Below are 24,485 nucleotides of genomic sequence, written 5' to 3' on the forward strand. Positions count from 1 at the left end.
TTAATAAAAAAAATCAGTTACAAATGTCATTTTTTTCCGACAAGCAGAACGGCTCTCCCATTTTTTCGGGAGAGCCGTTTTTAATGTACGTATTGTATGCTATTCTTCGAGTATCTCTTCTTCCTCGGCAACCGATGCCTTCACGATTATCTTGGGCGTTGCAATGCCGTCGCCGCCGTTGAACCACACCTTGTCATAGGAGGAGATTATAAATCCGACGGACATCTTGTGGTCGCCCTCCTGCATATCAAAGTCGATAAGGTCTATCTGAGCGGTGATATCCTCTCTTGTGATGGAGTCTATCTGCTCCTCGTCGCCCACCACAAACAGAGTCATACCCGATGAAACAGGCTCGAACTCATACTGTGCGGGACGGTTCACGAACTGGATATCCTTGCCCTTGATGGCAATTGCCTTCTTCCTGATACCCTCGCTGGGGCAGGTAACGGTAACGGTATCTATCTGAGTGAGATTTTCATAGCCGTCGGGAAGGAAGTTTTCAGCCTTAAATTCAAATATGCTGCCAACGTCCACCTCTCTCATATTGATAGTGCCGATGTTGAGGCTCTTGAGCTCCTTTATCTTGTCGTTGGGAGCCGCGATATCAATTGCGCTTACGGAGAATACCAGCTGACTGCGGAAATAATCCAGGTCGAACTTGTCGGGAGCGTTGATGATATTTACCTCCAGCGGCAGGGTCTGACGGACGAAAACGGGTATCTGTATCGCAAAGGCTGTCTTGTCAAAGCTCAGCATTTCGTTATCGTCGGAAATGACCGCGTTGTTGTTGTAAAGCACAAGCTCGTCGGTAGTAAATTCGTAGGTGGAGTCAAGCTCCTTTTCGGGCGAAACTCTTGCGCACACCTTTGTTATGGAATTTATCATATCCTGGGGACCTGTTACGGTGACAGTTGAGGGAGTTACCACTGCGTCTCCGCTCATATAGCCCTGTGCAATACGAACATTTTCAAGCTGGGGAGTGATGGGGAGCTCCTTGGAGATTATCTTGTCAAAGGAAACGGATATGGTGTCAGGCTCAATGCTTACCACCTGGAAATCGGAGGTCTTTGCACATTCGATATTCATATGCAGCTTGTAGCTTCGGGGCATCATAACGCTGGAAACGTCAACGAGAGCCGTAAGGTCCTCGGACTTTATCTCGCCTATCTGACTGCGGTTTCCCGACAGCTTTACGGTGACAGTCTCGGCGGAGGAGGTTATAACGTCAAGCTGATTTGCTTCGGCATAGGTATTTTCCAGAGATATCTTCACGGGAACGTTGTAGTAAACGCTTTCCATTGTGGGATAAACGCTTATGGATACCACTGCCCAGATACCTATCGCCACAACGATAGACAGTATTTTCAGATGGGTGTCCTGCTTGAAAAGATTTTTTATCCACTGTCCGATCATTTCGGGTATCTCGGCGGGAGAAACATCCTTTGCGCTTTTGATGAGCGTATGGAGCTTATCCTGAGATCTTTCGGCTTTTTTATCTTTTATCATCAGGCGTCCTCCTTTCCTTTTTCATCATCGGAGCCGTCACGGGGAGAGGACGTTTTTTCATCTGAGCCGCTTACGGCTTCGCCGCTCTTTTCGGAAACAGGCTCACTGTTTGCTGCAGGCTCTTCCTGCTCCGTTCTTGTCTTTGCTCCGGGCATAAGCTTTTCGGTAAGCATCGTTTTCAGAGCGTCCACCGAAAGTCCTCTTGTAAGACTGCGGTTCTCGGCTATGGAGATAACGCTTGTCTCCTCGGATACCACTATTATTATGGCGTCGGAGTTCTCGCTCATTCCCAGCGCCGCCTTATGTCTTGAGCCTAAAGCCTTGTCCACAAGCTCGGGTCTCGAGGTGGAGGGGAGCATACAGCCTGCGGCAACTATCTCGCCGTCCTGTATGATGACCGCTCCGTCATGAAGGGGTGCATTTACAAAAAAGATATTTTCAAGGAGCAGCGAATTTATCTCCGACTTGAATGCGGTGCCTGTCTTTATCTGCTCTCCCAGCTTCTCATTGCGCTCGATAACGATAAGGGCACCCACGCTGTTGTCCGCAAAATAGCTGCACGCCCTGCATATTTCGGCGATGGGCTTTTCCCAGGGATTTGGCTTGCTTCCCTTCGTGAAGTCCATAAGCTTGGACTGACCCATATTCTCAAGGGAACGCCTGAGCTCCGGCTGGAACAGTATCACCAGGGCGATAAGTCCTATGCTGAACGCATTTTCAAGGAGAAATACCAGGGCTTTCATATGGACGAGCTTCGCCACAAGATACGCCGCTACTATGACCACAAGTCCCTTGAAAAGTCCGCCCGCACGGTTCTGACGCATAAATTTCAGTATATAGTATATCAGAACGGAAAGCAAAGCGATATCCAGCACATCAAAAATGCTGGGGGGCAAGATCGTCAGCAGGGAATTTTTTATTTCGTACAGCAGATCCATTTGACATATCCTTTCTAAGTAAGTTTTATTTATTATTATACCACACCCGCAGACGGTTTTCAAGTGCATTTGCCCTGATGTCGGATCTATTTTGTCAAAGGGTCACAAAAAAATCCCGATTGTCTATATTGCTTATCTAAAATTTACAAAAAACTATTGATTTTACAGGAGGGCTATGGTATAATATTTAATAATATTCCCCGTCGCAGCAGGGCGATGTTCGGAGACAAATACTGAAAGGAAGTCTTCCTTATGGATAATAAACGAAAATGGACTAAAACCGCCGCAGGCAAAATGACGCTTGTTTACGTTACAGCTGCGGTGATAGTAGTATTTACAGTTGTGGGCTTTGCAATGCTGGTGGACAACATTCCCCTTCAGATAATACTTACTCTTGCAGGTCTTGCTGCATTCGGAGTTATCTCCACCATATTCGGAAGGTACATAACCGCTCAGATAAGAAAGGTGGAGGAGCGTCTCGCAGCTATCGACAGGGGCGATGTTCACACATTCAACGAAAAGCTCCCGGAAAAGACCGAGTTTGACGAGCTGTGCAACACCCTTGAGGACACCATCGTTCACCTGAACGATGTCATCAACGAGATAAACAAGGGCCTTGACGAGGTCGCCGCAGGAAATCTGAACTACAGGCTCCCCGCCTCCTGGAAGGGCGATTTCGGGCTTATAAGCAAGAAATATAACGATGTTACCGCTTCTATGAAGGAGACCTTCCGCAATATCGACATTGCCTCCGACCAGGTATCAAACGGCTCACAGCAGGTGGCAGACGGCGCTCAGACCCTTTCTCAGGGCGCGACCGAGCAGGCTGCTTCCATCGACCAGCTCACCGAGCAGATAAGTACGATCTCCATAAAGGTCAACAATACCGCCGATTCCGCAGGAAAGGCTATGCAGGTCGTTAACGATACGGGCAACAAGATAAAGGAATGCGGCAACGAAATGGGACAGATGCTTGCCGCAATGGACGACATCAACAAAAGCTCCGCAGAGATATCCAAGATCATCAAGGTCATTGACGATATCGCTTTCCAGACCAATATCCTTGCGCTTAACGCCGCAGTTGAGGCGGCTCGTGCGGGTGCTGCGGGCAAGGGCTTTGCAGTTGTTGCCGACGAGGTAAGAAACCTTGCCGCAAAGAGCGCCGAAGCCGCAAGCCAGACCACTTCCCTTATCGAAAACTCCATTGAGAGCGTTAAACGGGGCGCTGAGATCGCCCATGAGACTGCCGGTACTCTTGACAAGATAATCAAGAACGCAGGCGATATCGCAGACGAGGTATCAAAGATATCCGATGCTTCTATCGAACAGGCTGACGAGATAAAGCGTGTAAGCGTAGGCGTTGAGCAGATAGCTGCTGTAGTCCAGAGCAACACCGCCACTGCTGAGGAATCCGCCGCCACCTCCGAGGAGCTTTCGGGTCAGTCGGGCGTGCTGAGAAATCTCCTTGCCCACTTCAAAATAACCGACGAGCCTGATGAGTATGATACTTATGATACTCATGAGACTTATGAAACATATGAAACATCGTACGAGCAGGATAACTCGGAAAGCTTTGATGATCACGTAAATGACAGCGTTTCCTATAACACCGTCGTTTCCTATGATGAGCCTGCCGAAGATATGAACGAGGACTTCGTTCCTGTGGATTTCTCAGAGCCTGAGACCGCTCCCGAAGCACCGAAGCAGCAAAAGCACATCTACCTGGATGATGATTTTGAAAACGTTCAGAGCAAATACTGATAAAAAATCGGGAAACTTCCGTCTGCAAGGCGGATATTTCCCGAAAATTTTTTTGAAAGGATAAAAATATGAGAACAGTTATCCAGAGAGTTACAAGTGCGTCTGTAGAGGTTGAGGGAAAAGTGGTGGGCAGTATTGGCAAGGGCTTTCTTATCCTTGCAGGCTTCACAGACGGCGACACCGAGGCGGACTGCGTACGCATTGCCAAGAAGATCGGCGGTCTGCGCATCTTCTCAGATGAAAATGACAAGATAAATCTGTCCCTTGCGGACGTGGGCGGAGAGGTTCTGTGCATATCGCAGTTTACGCTTTATGCCGACTGCTCCCACGGGAACAGACCTTCATTCGTCAAAGCGGCACGTCCCGAGACTGCCGAGCCTTTGTACGATTTTTTCTGCGCCGAGCTTGAGAAATACGTCCACACCGAAAGGGGCATTTTCGGTGCGGATATGAAGGTGTCATTGCTTAATGACGGTCCTTTTACCGTGATCGTGGAATAATACTAATCTTTAACCAACCTATAGACAAATCCGACAGCTATAACGCAGCCACTCGTCGTCAAGCTCCCTTGCCGGGCGACAGCCCGCCTGCGGTCGCTTTCCTAGATTGGCAGCGTTCTATCTGCCGTCTTTGTCTACAGAACGATTAAAGATTAGTATAAATATGCTTTTCAGCCTGTCACCGATCTGTCGGGGCAGGCTTTTTTTCGGCTCAAATTCCGCAAAGGTCTCCTTGTGGTCCTTCTGCATTTTTTTGATGTCGCGCTCGAACTCCGCAAGCCTTTTCTTTTCCTCCGCCGTCATATCCGTTCCCCTTTACCGTTTTTTAAATTATACCACAAACAAACCTCTGCGTCAAGAATAATGCGACCGTCTCTGCACATAATTCTCATATAAAAATATGAAAGGAAGATGTGCTATGAAGCAGGACCCATTAAACTCCCTTTTTGAGAAAAGTCCCGAAGCAAGCCGCTTTTTCGGCTCTCTCCCCGACTACGTTCAAGGCGGGATAATGCTCCGCTCGGAGGAGATCCGTTCCGAGGACGATCTCCACAAATGCGCCGACAGCATTTTTCACGAGTTTGAATAAACGAGCGCCGAAGCAGACAAAAAAGGTCTGCTTCGGCGCTTTTTATAGGACGATATAGGTGTAATGCACGGTGTTAAATCGTATCCGCTTTTTCCAATTCATCGAAAAATCTGTCCATGCATTTAACACTGCCTGTGGAAACTCTTATCCAGCCTGCAAGAATGCCCCGGGAATAATCTCTCGTCCATACACCCGCTCTTTTCAGCTTCCTGACAATTTCTTCCGATGAATGATAAGGCTTGAAAAGCACATAATTACCCTCTGCCGCAAATACTTTATAGCCCCGAGCGGTCAGCCTGTCCGTCAGCCGCTTTTTTCCCTCCGCTTCGGTCTGCACAAGCTGAGAGTTAATGTCGGGACGCTTCATAAGCTCCTCGGCAAAAAGTATGGCAACATTATTCACATTGAAGGTCGATTCCGCATTTTCTATGTAGTGTATAAGCTGCTCATTTCCCGAAACATAGCCTATACGCAGACCTGCGCATGAATACAGCTTTGAAAAGGTCCTCAGTACAAGAAGACAATCGAACTCGTTTATAAGCGGCATAAAAGTGCTTTCGCAGAAATAGTGATACGCCTCATCAACAACTACTACAGCATTGCAGCGGGCGGCTTTTTCAATAATGGCACGCGCCTCATTCTCACTCCAGCAAACGCCTATGGGGCTGTTGGGGTTCAGAAGTATGACCATGCCTGTATTCTCGTTTATCTTTGAAAGTATGCTGTCTGCGGACAGGGTAAAGTCATCATTGTACTCCACTGTTTCGTGCACCATTCCGAACATTTTTGCATATACATCATACATCTCAAATGTAGGGGTAACAGTCAGCAGCTCCCTGCCTTCCTCGCCAAAGCACTGAAAAATAAGTCTCATTGCTTCATCAGAACCGCAGGTAATGGAAATATTGTGGGCTTTGATCCCGTTATGCTCCGCAAGAAGAGCGGCAAGTCTGTCTTTTTCCGGATAAGCCGAAAGGAATGAGGGGGTTATCATCTTTTTGACCTCCTCCACGAATTCGGACGGCAAGCCTTCGGGATTTTCATTCATATCCAGACGCAGCACATCGCTTCGTTCATCGTGGAATTTTACCCGATAAAGGTCTTTTATATTTTTATTGACATAATACATTGCTTTTACCTCTCAAAAATAGTGTACCAGCGGTCTGTTTCACTAAATCCTGCTTCATTATTCAGATGAGGAAGGTAGTCCTGCTTTTTGATCTTAAAGCCGTTATCTATAAGTGAGCTGTAATATTCATTATACTCTGCGGGGGTCCTGTATATCACATCATATGTAGTTTTCAAAGCCTCCGACGGGCACTCGTTCAGAGTAAGTCTTGTTTCCATCGCAACCGTTTCGGTAAGGAACATTTTACACTTATCGGCAAGAAGTCTGTTAAGACCGCTTATGCACATATCCATATCGGAGTCATTTATGTACATACATACGCCGCCGATAATTACTCTGTCAAATTTTATATCGCCAAACAGCCCCGGTTCGGAAACCGCCTGCTGGAATGATACATTGATAAAATCATAATCCCTGCCTTTAAAAACACATCTGCTCTTTGCTGTTTCTATCATACCCGAGGAGAAGTCTGCTCCCCGATAGCATTTTACCATCGGGATCACCGTTTCTGCCCAGCGCCCCATACCGCAGCCTATCTCAAGGACACGGCTGTTTTCATTCAGTTCAAGCTCGGGCAGAATATGTTCTTTTTCAAAAATGTTCCACTGCTCGGCATGAGCGGGATTTTGATCTCCAAGAAGAACGGCTGTATAGGGACAGTCCATGGATGCTGCACGTTGGGCTCTGTCATTATAAAATTTCATTGTATTCTGAGTATTTATATCAAGCTTTTCGGAATATACCCTGTGAGCGTTCATACTAATGCTTCCTCCTTTTCAATATGACGGAGTATTCTTTCATAATCATCAAAATAGTCTATCTCGGACCAGAACCTTCCGTCTACATCAACTGTATAGATATTTCTTTCATTTGTAAGCGAGTACAGGATATTTTCCCACCATAAGCTGTGCTGAGCGGTCATGATAAGCTGCTCCATACGGTCAATGAATGTGGGCAGAAATGAGTTTGTCACTTTGCACAGTCCCACATACTCACAGGTGCGCTTCTCAAGCGGCAGCTCTTTGCCGTATGCGGTGATACAGCCGTTATCGGTAGTGGAAAAGAAATAATCTCCTACCTCTGTCCTGCTCTTGTCGATAGCCATCACAACATCGTTTTGGTCATCGAGTATCAGCTTCAGGATATCAGATGAAAAATATACATCTGCATTCAGTATTATCATATCTCCGTTAAGATGCTCCTTGGCAAACCACAGGCTTGCAATGCTGTTGGTCACATCAAAAAACGGATTTACACAAAATGTTACATCAAGTCCCTCCAGGGCTTCATATATCTTTTCACGCTGATATCCGACGCAAACGACGCATTCTATCCCCACCGAGGATAACAGCCTGACTGTATGACGGATAAGCGGCACGCCGTTTATGGGCAAGGTGGATTTCGGCACTGCCTCAACCATTCTTGAGATCCTTGTTCCGCGTCCTGCTGCAAGTAATATCGCTTTCATCATCGTGTCTCCTTCCGATCATCTGCAGCCGCATTCAAACCATTTCAATGCGTTTTCATAATCGTGCTCGGTGTCAATTTCCTTTGTTCTTATTCTGAGAACATCAATGGGCATCAGCGGCTCGAGCATCATATACACATGCTTCGTTCCCGCTGTGAGGCGCCGGCTTTTTATCTTCGCCAGTCCTGTCCACTCAAGCTGACCATGCTCCCTTGAAAACTCGATGACCTGATGTTTTTCATTGAGCTCCATTAAAACGGGATTATCCGTTGTCGGGTCGCAGCCGCCGATACATTCGCCGTCATATTCCAGAAAGCTTTTCATATCATCGGGGTTAACGAGCAGATCGCCGTCAAGAGCTACTGCATATTCTCTTGCCCCGTCCAGTCCTTTTGAAAAGCTTGCTGCTGTACCGGTGGTTTTATAATCAAGGTTATATAAAAACCTTACATCTTCTCTTATTGCTCTGACCGTTTCGATCACCCGTTCAGCCTGATATCCTACCACGACCCTTATATCATCGTGATCTGCAAGCATTTCCAGCTGCCTGATTATCAAAGGCTTGCCGCATATATCTATCAGCGCTTTTGTACAGCCTGCGCCAAGTCTTGAGCCCATTCCTGCGCAGCTTATTATTATTGTGGTATTATCCTTCATCTGAAACCTCCGCTGTTCACCCGAAATCACAAAGGACCAAAACAATAATTACTATCTGGTTAAAATATAATAATACTGTGAGGTTTCCTTTCTGTTATTCAGATTTGCTTCTTCAAACAAATAGGCTTGCTTTTTTACCGAAAAGCCGTGTTTGAAAAATGTCTGTTCAAATATTGCCGTAAGCTCACTGTTTGAACGATATATCGCATTGTAATTGTCCTTTAATTCCTCGGAATAAAAATGATTAAGGGTAAGCCGCCCTTCCTCTGCGATGGGTTCGCGAATACATACCGTTGCTGTATCGTCACAGCAGGATATGATGCCCTCGAGTATGCCTGCTATATCCGAATCGTTCAGATACTGCAAAATGCCTATCATAAGTATGGTATCGTATTTTTTATCCGAACATATTGATGCCACATTTTTCAGGTCTCCTGCGACAAAGCTGAAACCCGGGCGGCTGCATCGTGACTTCGCTATTCCGATAAGCTCTTCACTGAAATCTATTCCCAGATAGCAGCTTATCTCCTCCTTTATCGCATCTGCCCATCTTCCTATCCCGCAGGCAATATCAAGCACCCTGCTTTCGGGAGATATGCCCAGCTGCGGATATAATATCTCGACCTCCCTGCGGTTCCTCTCGACGACCAGTTCACTGTGGTTATCCTGATACATCGTTACACAGTAGGGCTTTTGAGGGTCATATTTATCGGCACGTTTCCGAAAAAATTCTTTGGTCTCATCGTAGCTTATTTCTGTTATCTTATTTTTTATCCTTGTTTCCATCTTCATATTCTTCCTTTTACTTTGATCTGTATATCATATCGGAGTTTTCCGCCACACGCTTTTCCGGAGGAGGCAGCTGCATATAGTCGCCAAACATTTGGGTAAGATAATTATCAAAATTACGTATGCAGGAAAAACTCTTTCCCTCAAACTCCATCAATTCAAGTTCATCATAGAGCGTCTTGGGGAGGGCACGGTTTTCCTTATTCCGTATATGCAGTATCCTGCCTATGTAAGCATATCCCGCAAAGCTGCATTTGTCGTAATCGTAAGCAGTGATAAGCTCCAGCATTTCTTCCCCGAACCTGACGCATTCATTCTGAAATTCATCGGAATTATTGAAGGGAATAACTATCCTTTCTTTCCAGACCTCGCCTAAATGCTCCAGCTCGGCAGAATATTCCGTCTGCTCCTTAATGCTCTCGGGAAATCCTGCTATTGCCCAGATATCTATTCCCATTCCGCAGATGTATTTTACGGGATAGTGATTTTGCCCTGTGAGAATATTTTTTGATACGAGCCTTGTCACTGTACTCACGACCTTTTCTCCGCCGTGAGGAGACTGCAATTCGTATTTTGAAGGCATATTCCCCGGCAGAAGCTTTAACATTCTCAGATAATCGGGCATGGGCATTACAACGTCAACATCATCGTCCCACGGTATAAAGCCCTTGTGCCGTACCGCTCCGATAAGAGAGCCGCCGTCAAGAGAGTAGCGCAGGTTATTTTTCTGACAAAATTCGTGAAAACAGCTCATCATCTCTGTCATTTCCAGCTGAGCTTCACGAAGGGTGATACTTTCCGCATTTGGCGGAAGGTCAAGCTTTGGAAAATAATTCATTCTGAGAAATGTCATATCAATGATCTCCGCCCGGGAAGATGATAAAAGGGCTGAGAAATCATCAAAATACTTTTTCTCGGTAACTATTATTACATCGCAATGCCCGGAGACATTTTCCGTATTTCGGATAACAGGTATATCCGAATATGAAGCAAAGCGATATCCGCTGTCTGTCACACTGATCTTCGAGCCATAGTCTTTCAGAATATAAATAAGCGACTTTGCAAGCGAATCCATACCCAGAAACAAAATGCTTCTTCTGCTCCATTCATTGGGGGTATGAAGCTTGTCCGCTTCATCTCTGATATACTTTATGCAGTTGTCATATATCATCACTTTTTCGCTCCTTCCAAAATCATTTTCTGAAGCTCAGATGAGTAAATTCACCGTTGCCCGTTCTCTTTTCGGGGGGAGGGAGCTTCATATAATCCCCGTAAATAAAGGTGAGACATTCGTCATACTCTTTCGGAGCTAAAAAAAAGCGGTTCTCAAACTCAAGCTCTGTAAGGTCGGTAAGCCATTCTTTTTTGAAGCCTTTTATTTCCACAGGGTGATGATATCCGTTTGAGCCTACTCTTGAGCAGTTGTTTTCGTTAAAAAGCGTCCTGACAAGGCGGTCGGCAAAATGTGCGGCGTCGGGCTTTATAAAGCTTACCAGCTCCCAGAAGGTCCTTTCTGCTGCTGTAGGGGCATTATCTCTTGCTATAACGGAATATAGCAGCTTCCTGTTTATAAGCGAGATGCTGTCACGGAGCTTTTTCAGATATTTGCTGTCGGGAACACCGTCGCAGACAAAGATATCTATAAATATCCCTTGGTGCATTTTAAGCTTCTCCTGCCCCACGCGAACCGCTGTTGTGCCGTTTTTTCTTATTTTGCTGTATAGCCACGGATAGCCTTTATCTGTAGTATGATTTTGAAAAAAATAATCCTTCCCAAGTTCCCCTGCAGCCTCACAGAATTTATCATATTCGCTTCTGAGCATTCTTACATCAACATCATCGTCCCAGGGGATAAAGCCCTTATGGCGGACTGCTCCCAAAAGAGTACCCGAATCAATAATGTACTTGATGTTATGCTTTCTGCATATCCTGTCAAATTCTATCAGAATATCAAGCTGTTCGAGCTGCAGCTTCCTGAGTTCATCATCGGATAGCTTTAATACGTTTTTTTTCATAATATCATCCTAAAAGGTGTTTTTTTATCAGCCCATGGGTCCTGATACCGCAGGTACCGTCGCAGTTTGCCATTGATCTTCTGTAAGAGGTCATTCTTGCCTCTTTCAAAGGGTCATTTTCCAGAATATCGTTTATCATACGGAGCATATCATCTGCCGATCGGGAAAGATAGTTATAATAATATATATTCCGTGTATCACAGGCAAAAACTGTGCTGTCTGTTATGGGCGACTTACCGTTAAATATCTCTGCCACAGGCTTTTCTGTGGGGATATATGAAAATATGAGGGAGGAATAATCGCTTAACAGTATATCCGAAAAGCCAATGGCATATCTTGGGTCGGACAGAGTATCCTTTGCACAATATCTCTGTTTTGAAAACCAATCGCAAAATTCGTCATATTCCTTCTTCTTACCTGTCCGCATACTGTTTATTGTGCTTTCAAGCAAAGGATGAGGCCGCCATAGTATTGAGTATCTGCCGTCATTGATGAGCGTTTCCATCATACTTTTGAGCACAGGAATAAAGTTATCCCACTCAAGAAAACTTGAAATGCTTGAATTTACAAGGCATACTTTCCGCTCTTTCAGAAGCTCCCAGGATAACGGACAGTCGGTAAAGCTGCGGTCAAGAACGGCATCGGTTTTTGGTGAGCCCGATACGATTATTTTTTTGCTTTTTACGCCGTTAGACAGATATATCTGTTTGAGTGTTTCCGATTGGAGTACGATCATATCCGAATTTATGACCCCGGGTAATTTCGTCATTCCGTAATTCTCGGGCTCATTGAAGTACCCTGCTATAAAATACGGTACAAATACCAGGCATTCGGTATGCTTCTTCAGCTCAGATGAATAAAATCTCGGGTCAACCGAAGTTACATAATTCTGATAGTCATATGGATTATGTATATAAATTACATCAGGCTGCATCAGCTCCGCATCATATGCATCATAATGGGTGATCGGAACATACTCGGGAAGCTCTGCTCCCTCATAATGCATCTCTCCGAAAGCTCCGTCAGGCTTTCGTTCATAATACGGTACAGGAATTACATATGCATTGCAGTCGGGGTCATCGTTTGCTGCCTTCCATATGCTTTCAAGAGAATCCCACATAGAGGCTTTATACGGCATAAATACGACTTCAAGCTTAACTTTTATCTCGGTTCTGAAAGAATTTTCAAAAGCTGAAAGTGACTTGTCAAGCAGCTTTCTGATCTTTTTACCCGAATACTCCGAAAAAGCGCGGGCAGATACATTGTAAAGGTCTTCGCAGTAGCTTTCAAGCAGCTTGACAGTGTGCAGACCCCCTCCTTCTGTGCGCTCTATTACGCTGCCCAGTTCGATAGCCGTACTCTGACAATCCGCCAGGACCGCATCTGCATTTTCGGGAGAATTGTCGTCTATCGCTTTGCCGATATATGAATGTGCGTCATACATGGTCTGAATAATGTCCAAGATGTTATTTTTTATTACTTTTTTCATTGGGTCGACTCCTGTAAAATTCTGTACGGCTGACACCGGCGGCAAAAGCCGCACGGTGCTGTATTACATATCATCAGCCGGAGTATGCCGATATCTCCGAGCGCAGGGTCTGAATGTCGGGGTCGTCGGGCACAAGCTTTTCAAGCTCTGAAAGAGTCTTTTCAGCTTCGGAAATATTATTGCTTTTGAGCATATTTCGTATATTGCGCTTTACAACAGCCGCCATGGAGGAAAGGCTGTTCTGATTTTCATTCTGAGCTCCGATACCTGCGGCATTCTTTATTATCTGCTGATATTCATTGATGACCGCCTTAAATTCGGGGAAAATATGGAGCAGCTTTCTCATGCAGGCGATACAGCCCTTGAAATCACGCTTGTCAAAGCATTCGATAAGGGAAGCGGCTGTCAGAGCGCCTCTTACATCCTTTGAAAGGGACTCGTCATCTTCACTGCCCGCAAGTCTTTTTCCTGTTCTGCCGTAAGCATTCAGAAGCTTTACAGCGGAAAGCTTTTCGTTTTCAGCCTGAACAATGGCAGTTCTGACTATAGAAGCCATATCCTCACAGCATTCATCTGAGCATTCGCTCATATCATAAGCCGCCAGAACATCGTAAAAGCCCTCATAATCTGCGCTGCAGCTGAAGCTGAGCTTATCCGCAGCAAAGTCGCTGCATTTTTTCAGCGGGAGGATATCTTTATTTTCGGCAATAAGAAGATAAAGCAGCTCGGGATAATCTGCCGTTCCGTTTGCCGATGCAAATTCCGCAGTTTCGGCAGATACGTCCTTTCCCCGGAAATACGCCTCAATTATCTCAAGGATATCATACTCGGCGTTCTTTTCGAAATAAGGCTTTATTTTTGCCACATAATCCGCTTTCTTATCCGAGGAAAATATCCTTGCGCGGACATAACGGTAAAAGAAGCCGATGTATTTGCCGTCCTTCACCTGCTCATATAAGCTTTTAAAATTCTTGAAGTTTGTATTTTCGGCAATGATGACCTCGTTTTTTATTCTGTCCGAAATGAATGCAGGTGCGTCGGGATATTTGCTCACAGGCATCAGCTTCAGATATTCAAGTGCTGTATTGTACTTTTTCGCCTTAACGCAGCAGGAAAGAAATTCGCACATATTGATGTGGAACTTGTCCTTGGAGATATAGTGCAGCTCGTACATCAGGAGATCGTTTGTATCAAGCTTTCCCCCGCGGTAATCCTTGTAGTATCTGAAAAATTTGATAAATTCCGATACCGCGTCGGAATATCTGCCCAAACAGTCATACAGATGAGCCTTGAAGCCTGTCAGCTCGGCGTCTGTGCCTGTGGGACCGGGCTTTATTGATCTGTCTGTGATATTTAAATAATCATCACAAAGCTTCATTGCACTTTCATAGCGCTTGTGATTGTATTCATAGCTTGCCTTCTTCTTGTAAAAGGCTGCGACCATTGAGGATTTTTCCTCAAGACTGCGCTTTAGTCCGATATCCAGATATTCTAATGCTTCCTCTTCGTTTGTCTCAAAACGAGCTTCAAACAGCTGCATATACAGCAGGGACTTAGGGTCTTTTTCTGTTTCCAGGCGCTTCAGGAGCAGCGGATAATTTCGTTCGCACTTTTTCTTGGCGGTGTCATCGTCATCATCGTGGATATATCCGATATGGTCAGCTACAAGATCGAGTATCTTTATGGGAGAATTAAAAATATTGTAGCCCTCGTGGATAGCAAATTCAAAACGTGTCTCGGGGAATATTTTCGACAATCTCGGCGCATTGAAATCACTGTATGTATCCATTGCTACAGAACCGTAACTTCTCGTGATAAAAGTCGCGGCATTGTATTTTTTATATTCCCCCGAATTAAAGAAATCGATGAGGGGCTCGCAGTTCTGAAAGAACTCATCGGCGTCCACGAACATAAACCATTCGCCTGTCGCTCTGTCAAGGGTAGAATTTCTTGCTGCGGCAAAATCGTTTATCCATTCAAAATAAAAAACATTGTCCGTATATTTTTTTGCTATCTCGACTGTATTGTCCTCGGAACCGGTATCGGCAATGATAAGCTCACTGTCGATATTCTCAAGTATCGGCTTTAAAGCCGAAAGGCATCTGTCGAGATTTTTCTCTTCATTTTTAACTATCATTCCGATGGATAAAAGCATTTTTGTATTCTCCTTTTGATTTAAGTCTTATTTTCATACTCAGAGCTCCTCCGATCATCAAAATAAGGCTCAAAATATAATAAAAAAGGCTCCCGCCCTTGCGGGTGGGAGCCGGAAGCTCACTTGAAATTTCAAGCGGAAACTCGGTCAATATAATTAGCCGAGGAGCTGGAGAACGCCCTGAGGCAGCTGGTTTGCCTGAGCAAGCATTGCCTGAGAAGCCTGGCTGAGGATCTGATTCTTTGTAAAGTTGGTCATTTCCTGAGCCATATCAGTATCACGGATTCTGGACTCTGCAGATGTGATGTTCTCCTTGGTTACGTTCATGTTGTCGATCTTGTGTTCCAGTCTGTTCTGGATAGCACCGAAGGTTGCACGAACCATGGAAACCTTGTTGATAGCGTTTCCGATCTGGTCAATAGCATGGTTAGCAGACTTCTGAGATGTGAGATCAAGCTTATCGGTTCCGAGTCCACGAGCGGAGCAGTCCATGTTAGCGGAGAGCATGCCGATACCGTTGGACTTATATGCGAATGTGAAGTTAACAGCATCCTTAGATCTTGCGCCTACCTGAAGAGTGATAGTGCTGGTGTAGGTAAGGTTGTTAGTAGCCTGACCGTAAGCGTTGGAGTGGGAAACCGAATCCTTAGTGGTGTTGCCGGTAATTGTAGAATAGTTGATAGAGGAAGAAGTTCCTGCATAATCTTTGGGGTTTCCATCGGGTGTAACGAGCGTGGAATCACCGCTGTTAGCTGTCTTAGCAGAAGTACCGTCAGCCATCTGACCACCGTTAAGAGCTGTAACGCCGTTGAAGTCAGTGTCAGCGATCTGATTAAGCTCGTCGTTGAGCTGATCGAACTCGAGCTGGATAGCGTCACGGTCAACATCGTCCTGATATGTGCCGTTAGCAGACTGTGTAGCAAGAGTCTTCATTCTCTGAAGGATAGCGTCTGTCTCAGTGAGAGCACCTTCAAAGGTCTGGATCATGGAGATACCGTCCTCAGCGTTCTTAACACCCTGAGTAAGGCCTGCGATCTGAGATCTCATCTTCTCGGAAACTGCGAGACCTGCTGCGTTATCGCCTGCACGGTTGATAGAGTAACCGGAAGAAAGCTTTTCGAGAGACTTGGAAAGACCGGAGTTGTTGATACCGAAGTATCTGTTAGCGTTCATAGCTGAAATGTTGTGCTGTACTACCATAATAAAATCCTCCTGATTTAATTATTGATTTTTGCCTGCAGACCTTGTCCGCTTCGGTCCCTATCGCGACTCAGGACCTCTGCCGTACGTTCTGCGGCTTCAAGCGACCGTCCCGGGCTTCTTGCCCTTGGGGGATTTCCTTTTCCCCTCGCTTCTGTTATATATATCGGCAGTGATTTTTAAAACTTTAGCTTTTTTGGAAAATTTTTTTGGGATTTTTTTTTGGAGTATAAAAAAGCGCCCTGCCGCCTGCATCAATGCCGACAGCAAAACGCTTCCGGGAACATTTGATTTGTTATTTGTCAAACAGATCGCTGTGAGTGCCTGTTCGGGTAAGAGACAGAACAAGACTGTCATTCTGAATTTTGTATATCAGCAGCCAATCAGGCTGAATGTGGCATTCACGATATCCCTTCCAGTTTCCCGAAAGATCGTGATCGTGTCTCTCAGGAGGCAGCTCCTCGCCTTTTGACAAGCTTATGATAATGTTATCGAGGAGAGAAATATCAAGTTTTCTTTTCATCGCAAGCTTGTATTCTTTTTTAAACTGAGATGTCCAGATAACCTGATAATTCATTTCTTTAACTCCCTGAGAGCGTCCTCAACATCATATTTCTGAGTGGCGGGATCGGCAAGCATACGCTCACTCTCCTCAATAGCAGCACTTGTTTCTTCGTTTAGTTTATTGTTGTTGTCAACGATCTTGCCGAACATAAGGATAAATCCCTCAAGCTGTTCATCGGTAAGGCAGTCAAAAATGCTGTATGCCCGTTCTCTTGTACTCATAAAGATCAGCTCCCTTCTGAATATATTATATATCAAAAGAGAGCCAAAATCAAGAGTATGAAGAAAAATTCATAAGCCTGTCACAGGCAGATATGGATCAAGTATTATTGTAAGTTTTCAAACTGATACGCCTTTGCTCCATGGGACGGCACAGAAATTTCCGCAGTTCTGTCAAAATCGGACTTCTCTCCGCTCCATAGCTCGGTGCAGGAAAGCCTCTCTCCCGCCTCCAGGTCGGCAAGGTCTATCTTTACACAGCCGTCATTGTCCCCTGCATTGAACAGGGCGAAATATCCGCCGCCCTCGCTGTCGGCAGCTGTCCAGAGAATATACTCGTTTCCGTTTATGACCCGCCGCCATACCTGATGCGAGTGACGGGCATTCTTGTGCATTTTAAGAATGCCCTCGTTTGTCAGCAGGCTCATGGTAAACTCGTCAAATCCCGTCATTTCGCCGCCTATCATAAGGGGCGAACGGAAAATGCTCCACAGGGTGAGCATGGTCATCTGCTCATTTTGGGTGAATTTGGTGCGGCTTGACTTATCATAGTCCTGCAGGATAGGACCGATAGGGAGCATATCCGCGTCGGGCCAGTGTCCCGCTCCCGAATGTGTGCACCACTTTTCCGCACGCTCGAACATTGCGTAAAGAAGCTCCCACTTGTCCCAGAAATCGTCGGTGATACGCCACATATTGGATACCTGCTTGTAAAGCTCCGCCTTTTCAAGCAGCGCAGGTCCGGGAGACAGACTGAGTATCATTTCCCGTCCGCAGCCGTGAAGCGCCTCGCTGAGCATTATAAGCTCCCCTTCCTCGTGGGGCAGCTCCCTTGCGATATCGTCACATTTGATGAAATCCACGCCCCAGGAAGCGTACAGCTCGAAAATGCTGTCATAGTATGCCCTTGCCCCCTCCTTTTCGGGGTCAACGCCGTACATATCCGTGTTCCAGGCGCATATGCTTGCGGTCTTGGCAATTTCACGGGCAGTCCTGTCCGTTCCCTTTATCTTGGTGTTTCTGTGAACAGCCTGACGGGGTATTCCCCTCATTATATGTATGCCGAATTTCAGTCCCAGAGAGTGAACATATTCCGCCAGAGGAGCAAAGCCCTTACCGCCCGCAGACGAGGGGAAACGGTTCTCCGCAGGGATAAGACGGGAATACTCGTCCATGCAAAGCTCCGTAAAGGGGTCATACTCGTGATTTTTGGCATTGGGCGCGCTCCACTGGATATCGACTACTATATATTCCCAGCCGTACTGCTTGAGATATTTTGCCATAAAATCGGCGTTCTGCCTGATTATATCCTCGTTAACAGCCGCGCCGTAGCAGTCCCAGCTGTTCCAGCCCATAGGTGATGTGTTATTCATAATGATTTTCCTTTCGGTGATTTTTATTTAGCCGCAGAGCAGCCGTTATTCCTTATACTTAATATCGAAAGCGGCAGATCCCGTTTTTCCTCCCACAGCATACAGCCCCAGAACAACTCCCGTAAAGCCGCCCGATACCTCGCTTGAGAGATATTTCGACTGTCCGCAGCCAAGGCATATCTCCCCGCCGTTTTCCGAAACATAGAAATAATAATTCATGCTGTCCGAGCGGATAATGAGCCTTGCCTTTCCCGAATTAAGAGGAACTGTATTCTGAATGTGCTTTATGCCGCCGATGTTGAGCTTTAAAATCGCCTCAAAGCCCTCGCCCGTTTTTCTTACGGCAATATCGTAATGCTCGTTCTCGCAGGAATATACGGTCACGCCGCCCTCGCCCTCGGAAACGTCAATATCCGCCGCAAGCTCCATATCAAAATCCCGCTGGCGTATTCCCGCAAAGGTGGGAGAGTCCACATCGTCAAGGGTGATGTCCGTACCCTTCAGAATAATGCCGTCTCCCGAAAAATCATAATTTTCCGTGTGGGGGTGACGCAAGAAGCAGCGGTATATTCCCTCTTTCATGTCCGAAATGGTGTAATGCCGCTTTTCGGTCTGCTCAAAATCACCCATAAGCTCATACTCACTGTCGCAGGTGCCGTCCTTTCCCGCGGTAAACCAGCCCTCGCTGTCAAACTGCGCAGGAATAAGGAAAACCTCTCTGCCCAGATGATGATAGGGCATCCACATATGTATCTGCCTGAAACCGAGGCAGAGTATGTGCCACTCCCCGTTTTTATCGCGGATAAGGTCGCCGTGACCTATTCCCTGAATGATAAAGGGAGCCTTGTTTCGGTTGGTGAGAACGGGATTATGAGGGTAATTCTCAAACTCGCCCCAAGGAGACTTGCCCCGCGCATAGGTTATCATATGACCGTACTCGGTGCCGCCCTCCGCCGCCATAAGATAGTATTCGCCGTTTATCTTGTACATATGAGGGCTTTCAAGATATCTGCCCCCCGAGCCCTGCCAGATGCACTTTGTGTGAGTGAGCTTTTCACCCGTCTCAATATTTATCTCGCACTGGCACACTCCGCTTTTGCCGTATTCGTCTGTGCCGTTGCTGATAAAGTAGACCTTTCCGTCATCGTCGAAAAGCAAAGACGGGTCAATGCCCCCCTGGTCAACGGTCACAGGCTCCGACCATTCGCCGTGTATATCATCGGTATACACATAGAAATTCTCGTGGGTGGTGTCGTTGGTGGTCACCATATAAAATCTGCCCTTATTGCAGCGGATAGTGGGGGCAAAAACTCCGCCGGAGCTGTTTATCTTCTCAAGCATCACCTGTGATTTACGGGTAAGAACGTGTCCTATCTGCTGCCAGTTAACAAGGTCATCGCTCTCGAAAAGGGGCACTCCCGGAAAATACTGAAAGGAGCTGCACACCATATAATATTTTCCCTCGTATTCGCATACGGAGGGGTCGGGGTAAAAGCCTTTTACTACGGGATTTGTGTATTTCATAAAATTTGCTGTCCTTTCCGGAATTATTACATTGTATAAATTATAACCGATAAATAAAAAATAATCAAGTGAATTTTTGTGCAGTATTTAAAAAAATATTGTGCAGCTTTCCACTGCAACATTTTTCATACTAATTCTAAATCGTTCTATAGACAAAGCCGACAGATAGAATAAGTCCAGTCTAGGAAAGCGACCGCAGGCGGGCTTGCCGCCCGGCAAGGGAGCTTGACGACGAATGGGCTTATTCTAGCCGAGGATTTGTCTATAGGTTGATTGAGAATTAGTATCATATATGAGTAAATAAACCTGTAATGCATATACTAACCCAAAATAAAACCGAAAGGAATGGGTATAGATATGTATTCATCAAGACTTATTGCGGATATCCGAGGCAGAGAGATACTTGACTCCCGCGGAAATCCCACCGTTGAAGCGGAGGTGCTGCTCTGCGACGGCTCAGTGGGCTTCGGAAGGGCACCCAGCGGCGCCAGCACGGGACAGTTTGAAGCGCTTGAGCTTCGTGACGGCGGCTCCCGTTACATGGGAAAGGGCGTTCTGAAGGCTGCAGAAAGCGTGAACACGATCATCAGGGAGGGACTTTCGGGCCTTGACGCCGCCGATACAAGGCAAATTGACCGCAGGCTCATCGAGCTTGACGGCACAAAGGACAAGTCCAATTTAGGCGCAAATGCCATTCTTGCGGCGAGCCTTGCCTGCGCCGACGCAGCGGCAAAAAGCTATGAAATGCCCCTGTTCAGGTTTCTGGGCGGAGTCAATGCCGCAAAGCTCCCCGTTCCCATGATGAACATCTTAAACGGCGGCGCTCATGCAGGTAACAATCTGGATATCCAGGAGTTTATGATATTCCCCAAGGGTGCCTGCTGCTTCAGAGAGGGGCTCCGAATGTGCTCCGAGGTATTTCATAACTTAGCACGGATACTCAAGGAAAAAGGGCTCAACACCGCTGTGGGCGATGAAGGCGGCTTTGCTCCCGAGCTTGAGTCCGAGGGACAGGCTCTTGAGCTTATCCTTGAAGCGGTGGAAAGAGCGGGCTACACGCCCGGTAAGGACTTCCTTATCTCCCTTGACGCCGCCGCCAGCGAATGGAAGGGCGAAAACGGCGGATATTATATGCCAAAAAAGAAGATACCCCGAACCACAGACCGGCTTATTTCCGAGTGGGAGGACATCTGCTCAAAATACCCCATTTTCTCCATTGAGGACCCCCTTGACGAGGAGGACTGGAGCGGCTGGGAACGGCTCACCATGGCGCTGGGCAAAAAGGTCAGACTTGTGGGCGATGACCTTTTTGTCACCAACACCGAGCGCCTTGCAAAGGGAATTGAACGGGGCTGCGGCAATGCCATACTCATAAAGCTAAATCAGATAGGCACTCTTTCCGAGACCCTTGCGGCTGTGAGAATGGCAAGAGAAAACGGCTTTGACGCCATAATCTCCCACCGCAGCGGAGAAACGGAGGACGCATTCATTGCCGACCTCTCGGTGGCTCTGAACACGGGGCTTATCAAAACAGGCGCGCCCTCGCGAGGTGAACGCACCGCCAAATACAACAGACTCCTGCGCATTGAGGAAATGACAGGAAGATAATATTATGCCGCAGGAAACTCTCCCGTTCCCTGCGGCAATTATTATTCTGTGTCCATCCAGACCCGCATCTGATTTTCGCCTCTGTTGCCCCATAAACTGTAGGGTACTGCATAAAGTGTAACGGGCGTTTTTTTCGGCGCATTCATAGAATAAAGCTCCTTCTGCGGCTCACGTTTGTACCCCTGTACGGCTATCATTTCCGTGCCGCCCAGAAGCCCCTCATCAAAGCCCAGAGGACGTATCTCCCCCTTTGTATCTGCCGAAAGTGAGAGCACGTCTCCCCCGTTGTCCGCTCCCTCGAAGCAGTAAACGAGAGGTCCTCTGCAAAGGGCTGCCTTTCCCGAAAGTGCGGGCACCTTTTCCGATGCATATACAAAACGGGGCGTGCCGTCAAGGGAAATATTTATCCTGTCTCCGTCCGAAGCATTTATGTATACATATCCCTTAATAAGCTCACAGTCAGTTTCCGTGCCGTTTTTATTGACCGAATATTTACCGCTCCATGATGGTATCCTGACCGCGAGCCTGCCATTTCCCGAAACGGTATAGCATATCTCAAAGCCGTAGGGATAACCTGTCTCGCAGGTCAGCTTTATGCCGTTTGAGAATGTGACCTCACCGGGAGCGAACATATGACAATATGCCGTGTCGCCCTTTTCGCCGTAGGCATACTGCCCAACCGAGGAAATGAGCCTTGCCGCATTGGGAGGACAGCAGGCGCAGGCATACCATTTTGGACGGGTGATGAGCACGTGTCTCCGGGTCTGAGTCACACCCGATATCCCCGGAACGGCTTCAAGAGGATTTACATAGAAAAACCGCTTGCCGTCAAGCTGAAAGCCTGCAAGAACGGTATTGTAAAAGGCTCTCTCCATAATATCCCCGTATTCCCCGTCAACATCGTTTTCAAGCATACGGGAGGCGAAGAACATAAGCCCGATAGCGGCGCAGGTCTCGGAATAGGCAGTGTCGGAGGGCAGGTCGTAATCGGCGGAAAAGGCTTCTCCCTGAACGGTGGAGCCTATTCCGCCCGTAACATACATACGCCTGTTAACAATGCTCTCCCAAAGACGGCGGCAGGCGGCAAAAAGCTCCTTGTCCTCCGTTTCCGAAGCAAGGTCTGCCATGCCCGTGTAGAGATAAACCGCTCTTACGGCGTGTCCCGCAGCGTCGGACTGCTCACGGACAGGTCTGCCGCTTTGCTGATAATCATGGTCGCAGGGGTTGTTTCCCCAGACATACCAGTCCCTTGCCGCCTTTTCCTTTTCGTAATATTCGGGGTCGGCTCCGCGGCAGTTTATGAAATGCCCCGCCAGCTCCAGGCAGTGTGCATTGCCGGTGGTGCGGTACATTTTCATAAGTGCAAGCTCAATTTCGGGGTGTCCCGGATATCCGGGGGTATTTTCGGTGATAAAGCGGCGGTAGATATGCTCCGCATTTCTCTCCATGACCTCAAGGAGCGTTCTTTTGCCCGTGGCTTCAAAATATGCGCAGGCAGCCTCCATCATATGACCCGAGCAGTAAAGCTCGTGTCCCTCAAGAAGGTTTGTCCACCGCTTTTCCCTGTCGGTTATGGTAAAGCGGGTGTTAAGATAGCCGTCCTTGTCCTGGGCGGCGGCGATAAGTCCGATAAGCCTGTCAGCCCTTTCCTCCAGCTCCCTGTCTGGATGCAGCGCCAGGGAATATGCCGCCGCTTCTATCCATTTTGCAGCGTCGCTGTCCTGAAAGACCATACCGTAAAAGCCATCTCCGCCGTCCTCTCCCCGAAGCGTCCTTCCTGCATTTTCGAAATTGGCGACAACGTGGCTTTTCTCCGCGTCCTCCGCCTCATCGCAGAGCACCTTGTACTGATAGGGTATCATCTCCCTGCGGACAAGCTCGCAGTATCTGCCCATAAAGCCCGAGGGGCGGTATGCATTAACGGGTATCCTGTTCTGAGTTTTCATAAATATGACCATTCCTTTCCTGAGAGTCCCTTATCCTTGACATATGCTTTTGTATGTATTATAATCTTATCACAAGCATAATCAAATAGATAATATTCTTAGTATTATGGAGGATAATCTTGAACGAGATAATTTTCAACAACACATCAATGCCCGTTGTGAGCGGCTGCGGACTTCTGGCAGCCTCCGAGCCCTTTTATCATATTGACAGAACGGCGGATTTCAATGTGATGATATATGTATTTGAGGGTGCAATATACGTGACCGAGGGGACAGAGGACTATGAAACAGAGCGGGGCGGACTTATCTTTCTGAAAAACGGCATACGCCATTTCGGAAAACGTGAGATACCAAAGGGCACAAGATGGTTTTACGCCCATTTTTATTTTAACGAAGCCCCCGTATACGAAAGCATTTTTGCCCCCCTTCCCAAATGCCTTGCGGGTCTCTCGGGAAGCGGCACCGAGGAGCGGATAATGGAGTTTTGCGATCTCTGCTCTTCCGAAAGCGGCAGCAGAGACAGATACATAAACCTGAGATTTGCGGAGCTTCTGAGCTTTCTTGCCTATGACCAAAGCGAAAACGCCCCGCCCCCGAAGCTTTCGGACAGGATATGCAGATATCTCTCGGAAAACATCTCCTCACCCTTTTCCGCAAAGGCTCTCGAGGGAGAATTTTTTCTCAGCTACAAGCGGCTTGCGGCAGTTTTCAAGGCAGAAACGGGAATGTCTATGCAGCAGTATCACGACAGGCTGAAAATGGCTGAGGCGCGCCGCCTGCTAAGCTCCACACTGATGACGGTGGGTGAGGCGGCAATGGCGGTCGGGTATCAGGACCCCCTGTATTTCAGCAGGCGTTTTCGTGAAATGACAGGCTCAAGCCCCACGGAGTACCGCAGAGCAGCGGCAATGAAAATGTAAAAAACGGCTTTCGGAAAATCCCCGAAAGCCGTCAGCTTGTCGATAAAGTGGAGAAATGAAAAAAGTTGCACAAATAAGCGCAACACTAAAAGTTTCGCTCAAGCCTTTTCAAAGGCTTGCAGGTTTCCAAAGGGC

The 24,485-nt window shown here is 47.0% G+C and carries 23 protein-coding genes; 5 read left to right on the forward strand and 18 right to left on the reverse strand.

The features are described 5' to 3' along the window. Positions 1–99 precede the first annotated feature (99 nt). Complete coding sequence (locus ACI4J0_RS09305; protein ID WP_439765533.1) at positions 100–1,506, reverse strand: CdaR family protein; 1,407 nt, start codon at positions 1,504–1,506, stop codon at positions 100–102. After that, positions 1,506–2,444 carry a diadenylate cyclase CdaA gene (cdaA, locus tag ACI4J0_RS09310; protein WP_439765534.1) on the reverse strand — a complete coding sequence of 313 codons (939 nt, stop codon included), beginning with the start codon at positions 2,442–2,444 and terminating at the stop codon, positions 1,506–1,508. The genes ACI4J0_RS09305 and cdaA overlap by 1 nt, the downstream gene beginning before the upstream one ends. A gap of 252 nt (positions 2,445–2,696) precedes the next feature. On the opposite strand from cdaA, the gene ACI4J0_RS09315 reads away from it, so the two are divergent. Both ACI4J0_RS09315 and dtd read left to right on the forward strand, forming a co-directional pair. Further along, entirely contained in the window at positions 2,697–4,205 is a 1,509-nt protein-coding gene (locus tag ACI4J0_RS09315) for a methyl-accepting chemotaxis protein (protein WP_439765535.1), read from the forward strand. A 68-nt stretch (positions 4,206–4,273) separates the two neighbouring features. Then, positions 4,274–4,705, forward strand: coding sequence for a D-aminoacyl-tRNA deacylase (gene dtd / locus ACI4J0_RS09320; protein WP_439765536.1), 432 nt, complete (start codon positions 4,274–4,276; stop codon positions 4,703–4,705). A 117-nt stretch (positions 4,706–4,822) separates the two neighbouring features. On the opposite strand, the gene ACI4J0_RS09325 is transcribed toward dtd, so the two are convergent. Beyond that, positions 4,823–5,008, reverse strand: a complete 186-nt coding sequence (locus ACI4J0_RS09325; RefSeq protein WP_439765537.1) for a hypothetical protein — start codon at positions 5,006–5,008, stop codon at positions 4,823–4,825. Positions 5,009–5,123: 115 nt separating this feature from the next. Between ACI4J0_RS09325 and ACI4J0_RS09330 the strand changes: the two genes are divergently transcribed. Then, on the forward strand, positions 5,124–5,294 hold the full coding sequence (locus ACI4J0_RS09330) for a hypothetical protein (protein ID WP_439765538.1): 171 nt from the start codon (positions 5,124–5,126) through the stop codon (positions 5,292–5,294). A gap of 73 nt (positions 5,295–5,367) precedes the next feature. Here the strand turns inward: ACI4J0_RS09330 and ACI4J0_RS09335 are convergent, their stop codons facing one another. The 14 genes from ACI4J0_RS09335 to ACI4J0_RS09400 all read right to left on the reverse strand — a co-directional run bounded on the left by ACI4J0_RS09335 (position 5,368) and on the right by ACI4J0_RS09400 (position 19,876). Then, a complete protein-coding gene (locus tag ACI4J0_RS09335; RefSeq protein WP_439765539.1) occupies positions 5,368–6,423 on the reverse strand; it encodes a pyridoxal phosphate-dependent aminotransferase in 1,056 nt (351 codons plus the stop codon). A 5-nt stretch (positions 6,424–6,428) separates the two neighbouring features. Next, the gene (locus ACI4J0_RS09340) at positions 6,429–7,181 is read right to left on the reverse strand and encodes a class I SAM-dependent methyltransferase (RefSeq protein ID WP_439765540.1); all 753 of its coding nucleotides are present in this window, start codon (positions 7,179–7,181) and stop codon (positions 6,429–6,431) included. Then, a complete protein-coding gene (locus ACI4J0_RS09345) occupies positions 7,178–7,894 on the reverse strand; it encodes an NTP transferase domain-containing protein (RefSeq protein ID WP_439765541.1) in 717 nt (238 codons plus the stop codon). Before ACI4J0_RS09345 ends, ACI4J0_RS09340 begins: the two co-directional genes overlap by 4 nt. A gap of 15 nt (positions 7,895–7,909) precedes the next feature. Continuing rightward, on the reverse strand, positions 7,910–8,548 hold the full coding sequence (locus ACI4J0_RS09350; protein ID WP_439765542.1) for an NTP transferase domain-containing protein: 639 nt from the start codon (positions 8,546–8,548) through the stop codon (positions 7,910–7,912). A gap of 51 nt (positions 8,549–8,599) precedes the next feature. Beyond that, complete coding sequence (locus ACI4J0_RS09355; protein WP_439765543.1) at positions 8,600–9,340, reverse strand: class I SAM-dependent methyltransferase; 741 nt, start codon at positions 9,338–9,340, stop codon at positions 8,600–8,602. A gap of 10 nt (positions 9,341–9,350) precedes the next feature. After that, the gene (locus ACI4J0_RS09360) at positions 9,351–10,508 is read right to left on the reverse strand and encodes a LicD family protein (RefSeq protein ID WP_439765556.1); all 1,158 of its coding nucleotides are present in this window, start codon (positions 10,506–10,508) and stop codon (positions 9,351–9,353) included. A gap of 22 nt (positions 10,509–10,530) precedes the next feature. Next, positions 10,531–11,352: a LicD family protein gene (locus tag ACI4J0_RS09365; RefSeq protein WP_439765544.1), complete on the reverse strand. Its 822-nt coding sequence runs from the start codon at positions 11,350–11,352 to the stop codon at positions 10,531–10,533. A gap of 4 nt (positions 11,353–11,356) precedes the next feature. Further along, positions 11,357–12,841, reverse strand: a complete 1,485-nt coding sequence (locus ACI4J0_RS09370) for a CDP-glycerol glycerophosphotransferase family protein (RefSeq protein WP_439765545.1) — start codon at positions 12,839–12,841, stop codon at positions 11,357–11,359. Positions 12,842–12,914: 73 nt separating this feature from the next. After that, on the reverse strand, positions 12,915–14,996 hold the full coding sequence (locus ACI4J0_RS09375; protein ID WP_439765546.1) for a glycosyltransferase: 2,082 nt from the start codon (positions 14,994–14,996) through the stop codon (positions 12,915–12,917). A 156-nt stretch (positions 14,997–15,152) separates the two neighbouring features. Continuing rightward, positions 15,153–16,196, reverse strand: a complete 1,044-nt coding sequence (locus ACI4J0_RS09380) for a flagellin N-terminal helical domain-containing protein (RefSeq protein ID WP_439765547.1) — start codon at positions 16,194–16,196, stop codon at positions 15,153–15,155. A gap of 295 nt (positions 16,197–16,491) precedes the next feature. Beyond that, complete coding sequence (locus ACI4J0_RS09385; RefSeq protein ID WP_439765548.1) at positions 16,492–16,773, reverse strand: type II toxin-antitoxin system YafQ family toxin; 282 nt, start codon at positions 16,771–16,773, stop codon at positions 16,492–16,494. Next, positions 16,770–16,982: a hypothetical protein gene (locus tag ACI4J0_RS09390; protein ID WP_439765549.1), complete on the reverse strand. Its 213-nt coding sequence runs from the start codon at positions 16,980–16,982 to the stop codon at positions 16,770–16,772. The genes ACI4J0_RS09385 and ACI4J0_RS09390 overlap by 4 nt, the downstream gene beginning before the upstream one ends. A 104-nt stretch (positions 16,983–17,086) precedes the next feature. Beyond that, entirely contained in the window at positions 17,087–18,352 is a 1,266-nt protein-coding gene (locus ACI4J0_RS09395) for a glycoside hydrolase family 27 protein (RefSeq protein ID WP_439765550.1), read from the reverse strand. A 45-nt stretch (positions 18,353–18,397) separates the two neighbouring features. Beyond that, positions 18,398–19,876 carry a family 43 glycosylhydrolase gene (locus ACI4J0_RS09400; RefSeq protein ID WP_439765551.1) on the reverse strand — a complete coding sequence of 493 codons (1,479 nt, stop codon included), beginning with the start codon at positions 19,874–19,876 and terminating at the stop codon, positions 18,398–18,400. 345 nt (positions 19,877–20,221) lie between these two features. Between ACI4J0_RS09400 and eno the strand changes: the two genes are divergently transcribed. Further along, positions 20,222–21,484 carry a phosphopyruvate hydratase gene (gene eno, locus ACI4J0_RS09405; protein WP_439765552.1) on the forward strand — a complete coding sequence of 421 codons (1,263 nt, stop codon included), beginning with the start codon at positions 20,222–20,224 and terminating at the stop codon, positions 21,482–21,484. A gap of 41 nt (positions 21,485–21,525) precedes the next feature. Here eno and ACI4J0_RS09410 read toward each other — a convergent pair whose 3' ends face one another. Next, entirely contained in the window at positions 21,526–23,430 is a 1,905-nt protein-coding gene (locus tag ACI4J0_RS09410; protein WP_439765553.1) for a glycoside hydrolase family 127 protein, read from the reverse strand. 119 nt (positions 23,431–23,549) lie between these two features. Here ACI4J0_RS09410 and ACI4J0_RS09415 point away from each other — a divergent pair, with 119 nt between their 5' ends. Then, positions 23,550–24,350 (forward strand): helix-turn-helix domain-containing protein, encoded by an 801-nt coding sequence (locus ACI4J0_RS09415; protein ID WP_439765554.1) that lies wholly within the window; start codon positions 23,550–23,552, stop codon positions 24,348–24,350. The last annotated feature ends 135 nt before the right edge of the window (positions 24,351–24,485 follow it).

Origin of the sequence: Huintestinicola sp. (assembly GCF_051882455.1) — a bacterium.
Lineage (GTDB): Bacteria > Bacillota > Clostridia > Oscillospirales > Ruminococcaceae > Huintestinicola.

Coding starts and splice junctions, on each gene's coding strand:
- ACI4J0_RS09380 (WP_439765547.1), bottom strand. CDS start 16,196: ATGGTAGTACAGCACAACATTTCAGCTATGAACGCTAACAGATACTTC.
- ACI4J0_RS09315 (WP_439765535.1), top strand. CDS start 2,697: ATGGATAATAAACGAAAATGGACTAAAACCGCCGCAGGCAAAATGACG.
- eno (WP_439765552.1), top strand. CDS start 20,222: ATGGGTATAGATATGTATTCATCAAGACTTATTGCGGATATCCGAGGC.
- ACI4J0_RS09370 (WP_439765545.1), bottom strand. CDS start 12,841: ATGAAAAAAGTAATAAAAAATAACATCTTGGACATTATTCAGACCATG.
- ACI4J0_RS09365 (WP_439765544.1), bottom strand. CDS start 11,352: ATGAAAAAAAACGTATTAAAGCTATCCGATGATGAACTCAGGAAGCTG.
- ACI4J0_RS09350 (WP_439765542.1), bottom strand. CDS start 8,548: ATGAAGGATAATACCACAATAATAATAAGCTGCGCAGGAATGGGCTCA.
- ACI4J0_RS09410 (WP_439765553.1), bottom strand. CDS start 23,430: ATGAAAACTCAGAACAGGATACCCGTTAATGCATACCGCCCCTCGGGC.
- ACI4J0_RS09325 (WP_439765537.1), bottom strand. CDS start 5,008: ATGACGGCGGAGGAAAAGAAAAGGCTTGCGGAGTTCGAGCGCGACATC.
- ACI4J0_RS09330 (WP_439765538.1), top strand. CDS start 5,124: ATGAAGCAGGACCCATTAAACTCCCTTTTTGAGAAAAGTCCCGAAGCA.
- ACI4J0_RS09385 (WP_439765548.1), bottom strand. CDS start 16,773: ATGAATTATCAGGTTATCTGGACATCTCAGTTTAAAAAAGAATACAAG.
- ACI4J0_RS09345 (WP_439765541.1), bottom strand. CDS start 7,894: ATGATGAAAGCGATATTACTTGCAGCAGGACGCGGAACAAGGATCTCA.
- ACI4J0_RS09360 (WP_439765556.1), bottom strand. CDS start 10,508: ATGATATATGACAACTGCATAAAGTATATCAGAGATGAAGCGGACAAG.
- ACI4J0_RS09335 (WP_439765539.1), bottom strand. CDS start 6,423: ATGTATTATGTCAATAAAAATATAAAAGACCTTTATCGGGTAAAATTC.
- ACI4J0_RS09305 (WP_439765533.1), bottom strand. CDS start 1,506: ATGATAAAAGATAAAAAAGCCGAAAGATCTCAGGATAAGCTCCATACG.
- ACI4J0_RS09375 (WP_439765546.1), bottom strand. CDS start 14,996: ATGCTTTTATCCATCGGAATGATAGTTAAAAATGAAGAGAAAAATCTC.
- cdaA (WP_439765534.1), bottom strand. CDS start 2,444: ATGGATCTGCTGTACGAAATAAAAAATTCCCTGCTGACGATCTTGCCC.
- ACI4J0_RS09400 (WP_439765551.1), bottom strand. CDS start 19,876: ATGAAATACACAAATCCCGTAGTAAAAGGCTTTTACCCCGACCCCTCC.
- dtd (WP_439765536.1), top strand. CDS start 4,274: ATGAGAACAGTTATCCAGAGAGTTACAAGTGCGTCTGTAGAGGTTGAG.
- ACI4J0_RS09395 (WP_439765550.1), bottom strand. CDS start 18,352: ATGAATAACACATCACCTATGGGCTGGAACAGCTGGGACTGCTACGGC.
- ACI4J0_RS09355 (WP_439765543.1), bottom strand. CDS start 9,340: ATGAAGATGGAAACAAGGATAAAAAATAAGATAACAGAAATAAGCTAC.
- ACI4J0_RS09390 (WP_439765549.1), bottom strand. CDS start 16,982: ATGAGTACAAGAGAACGGGCATACAGCATTTTTGACTGCCTTACCGAT.
- ACI4J0_RS09340 (WP_439765540.1), bottom strand. CDS start 7,181: ATGAACGCTCACAGGGTATATTCCGAAAAGCTTGATATAAATACTCAG.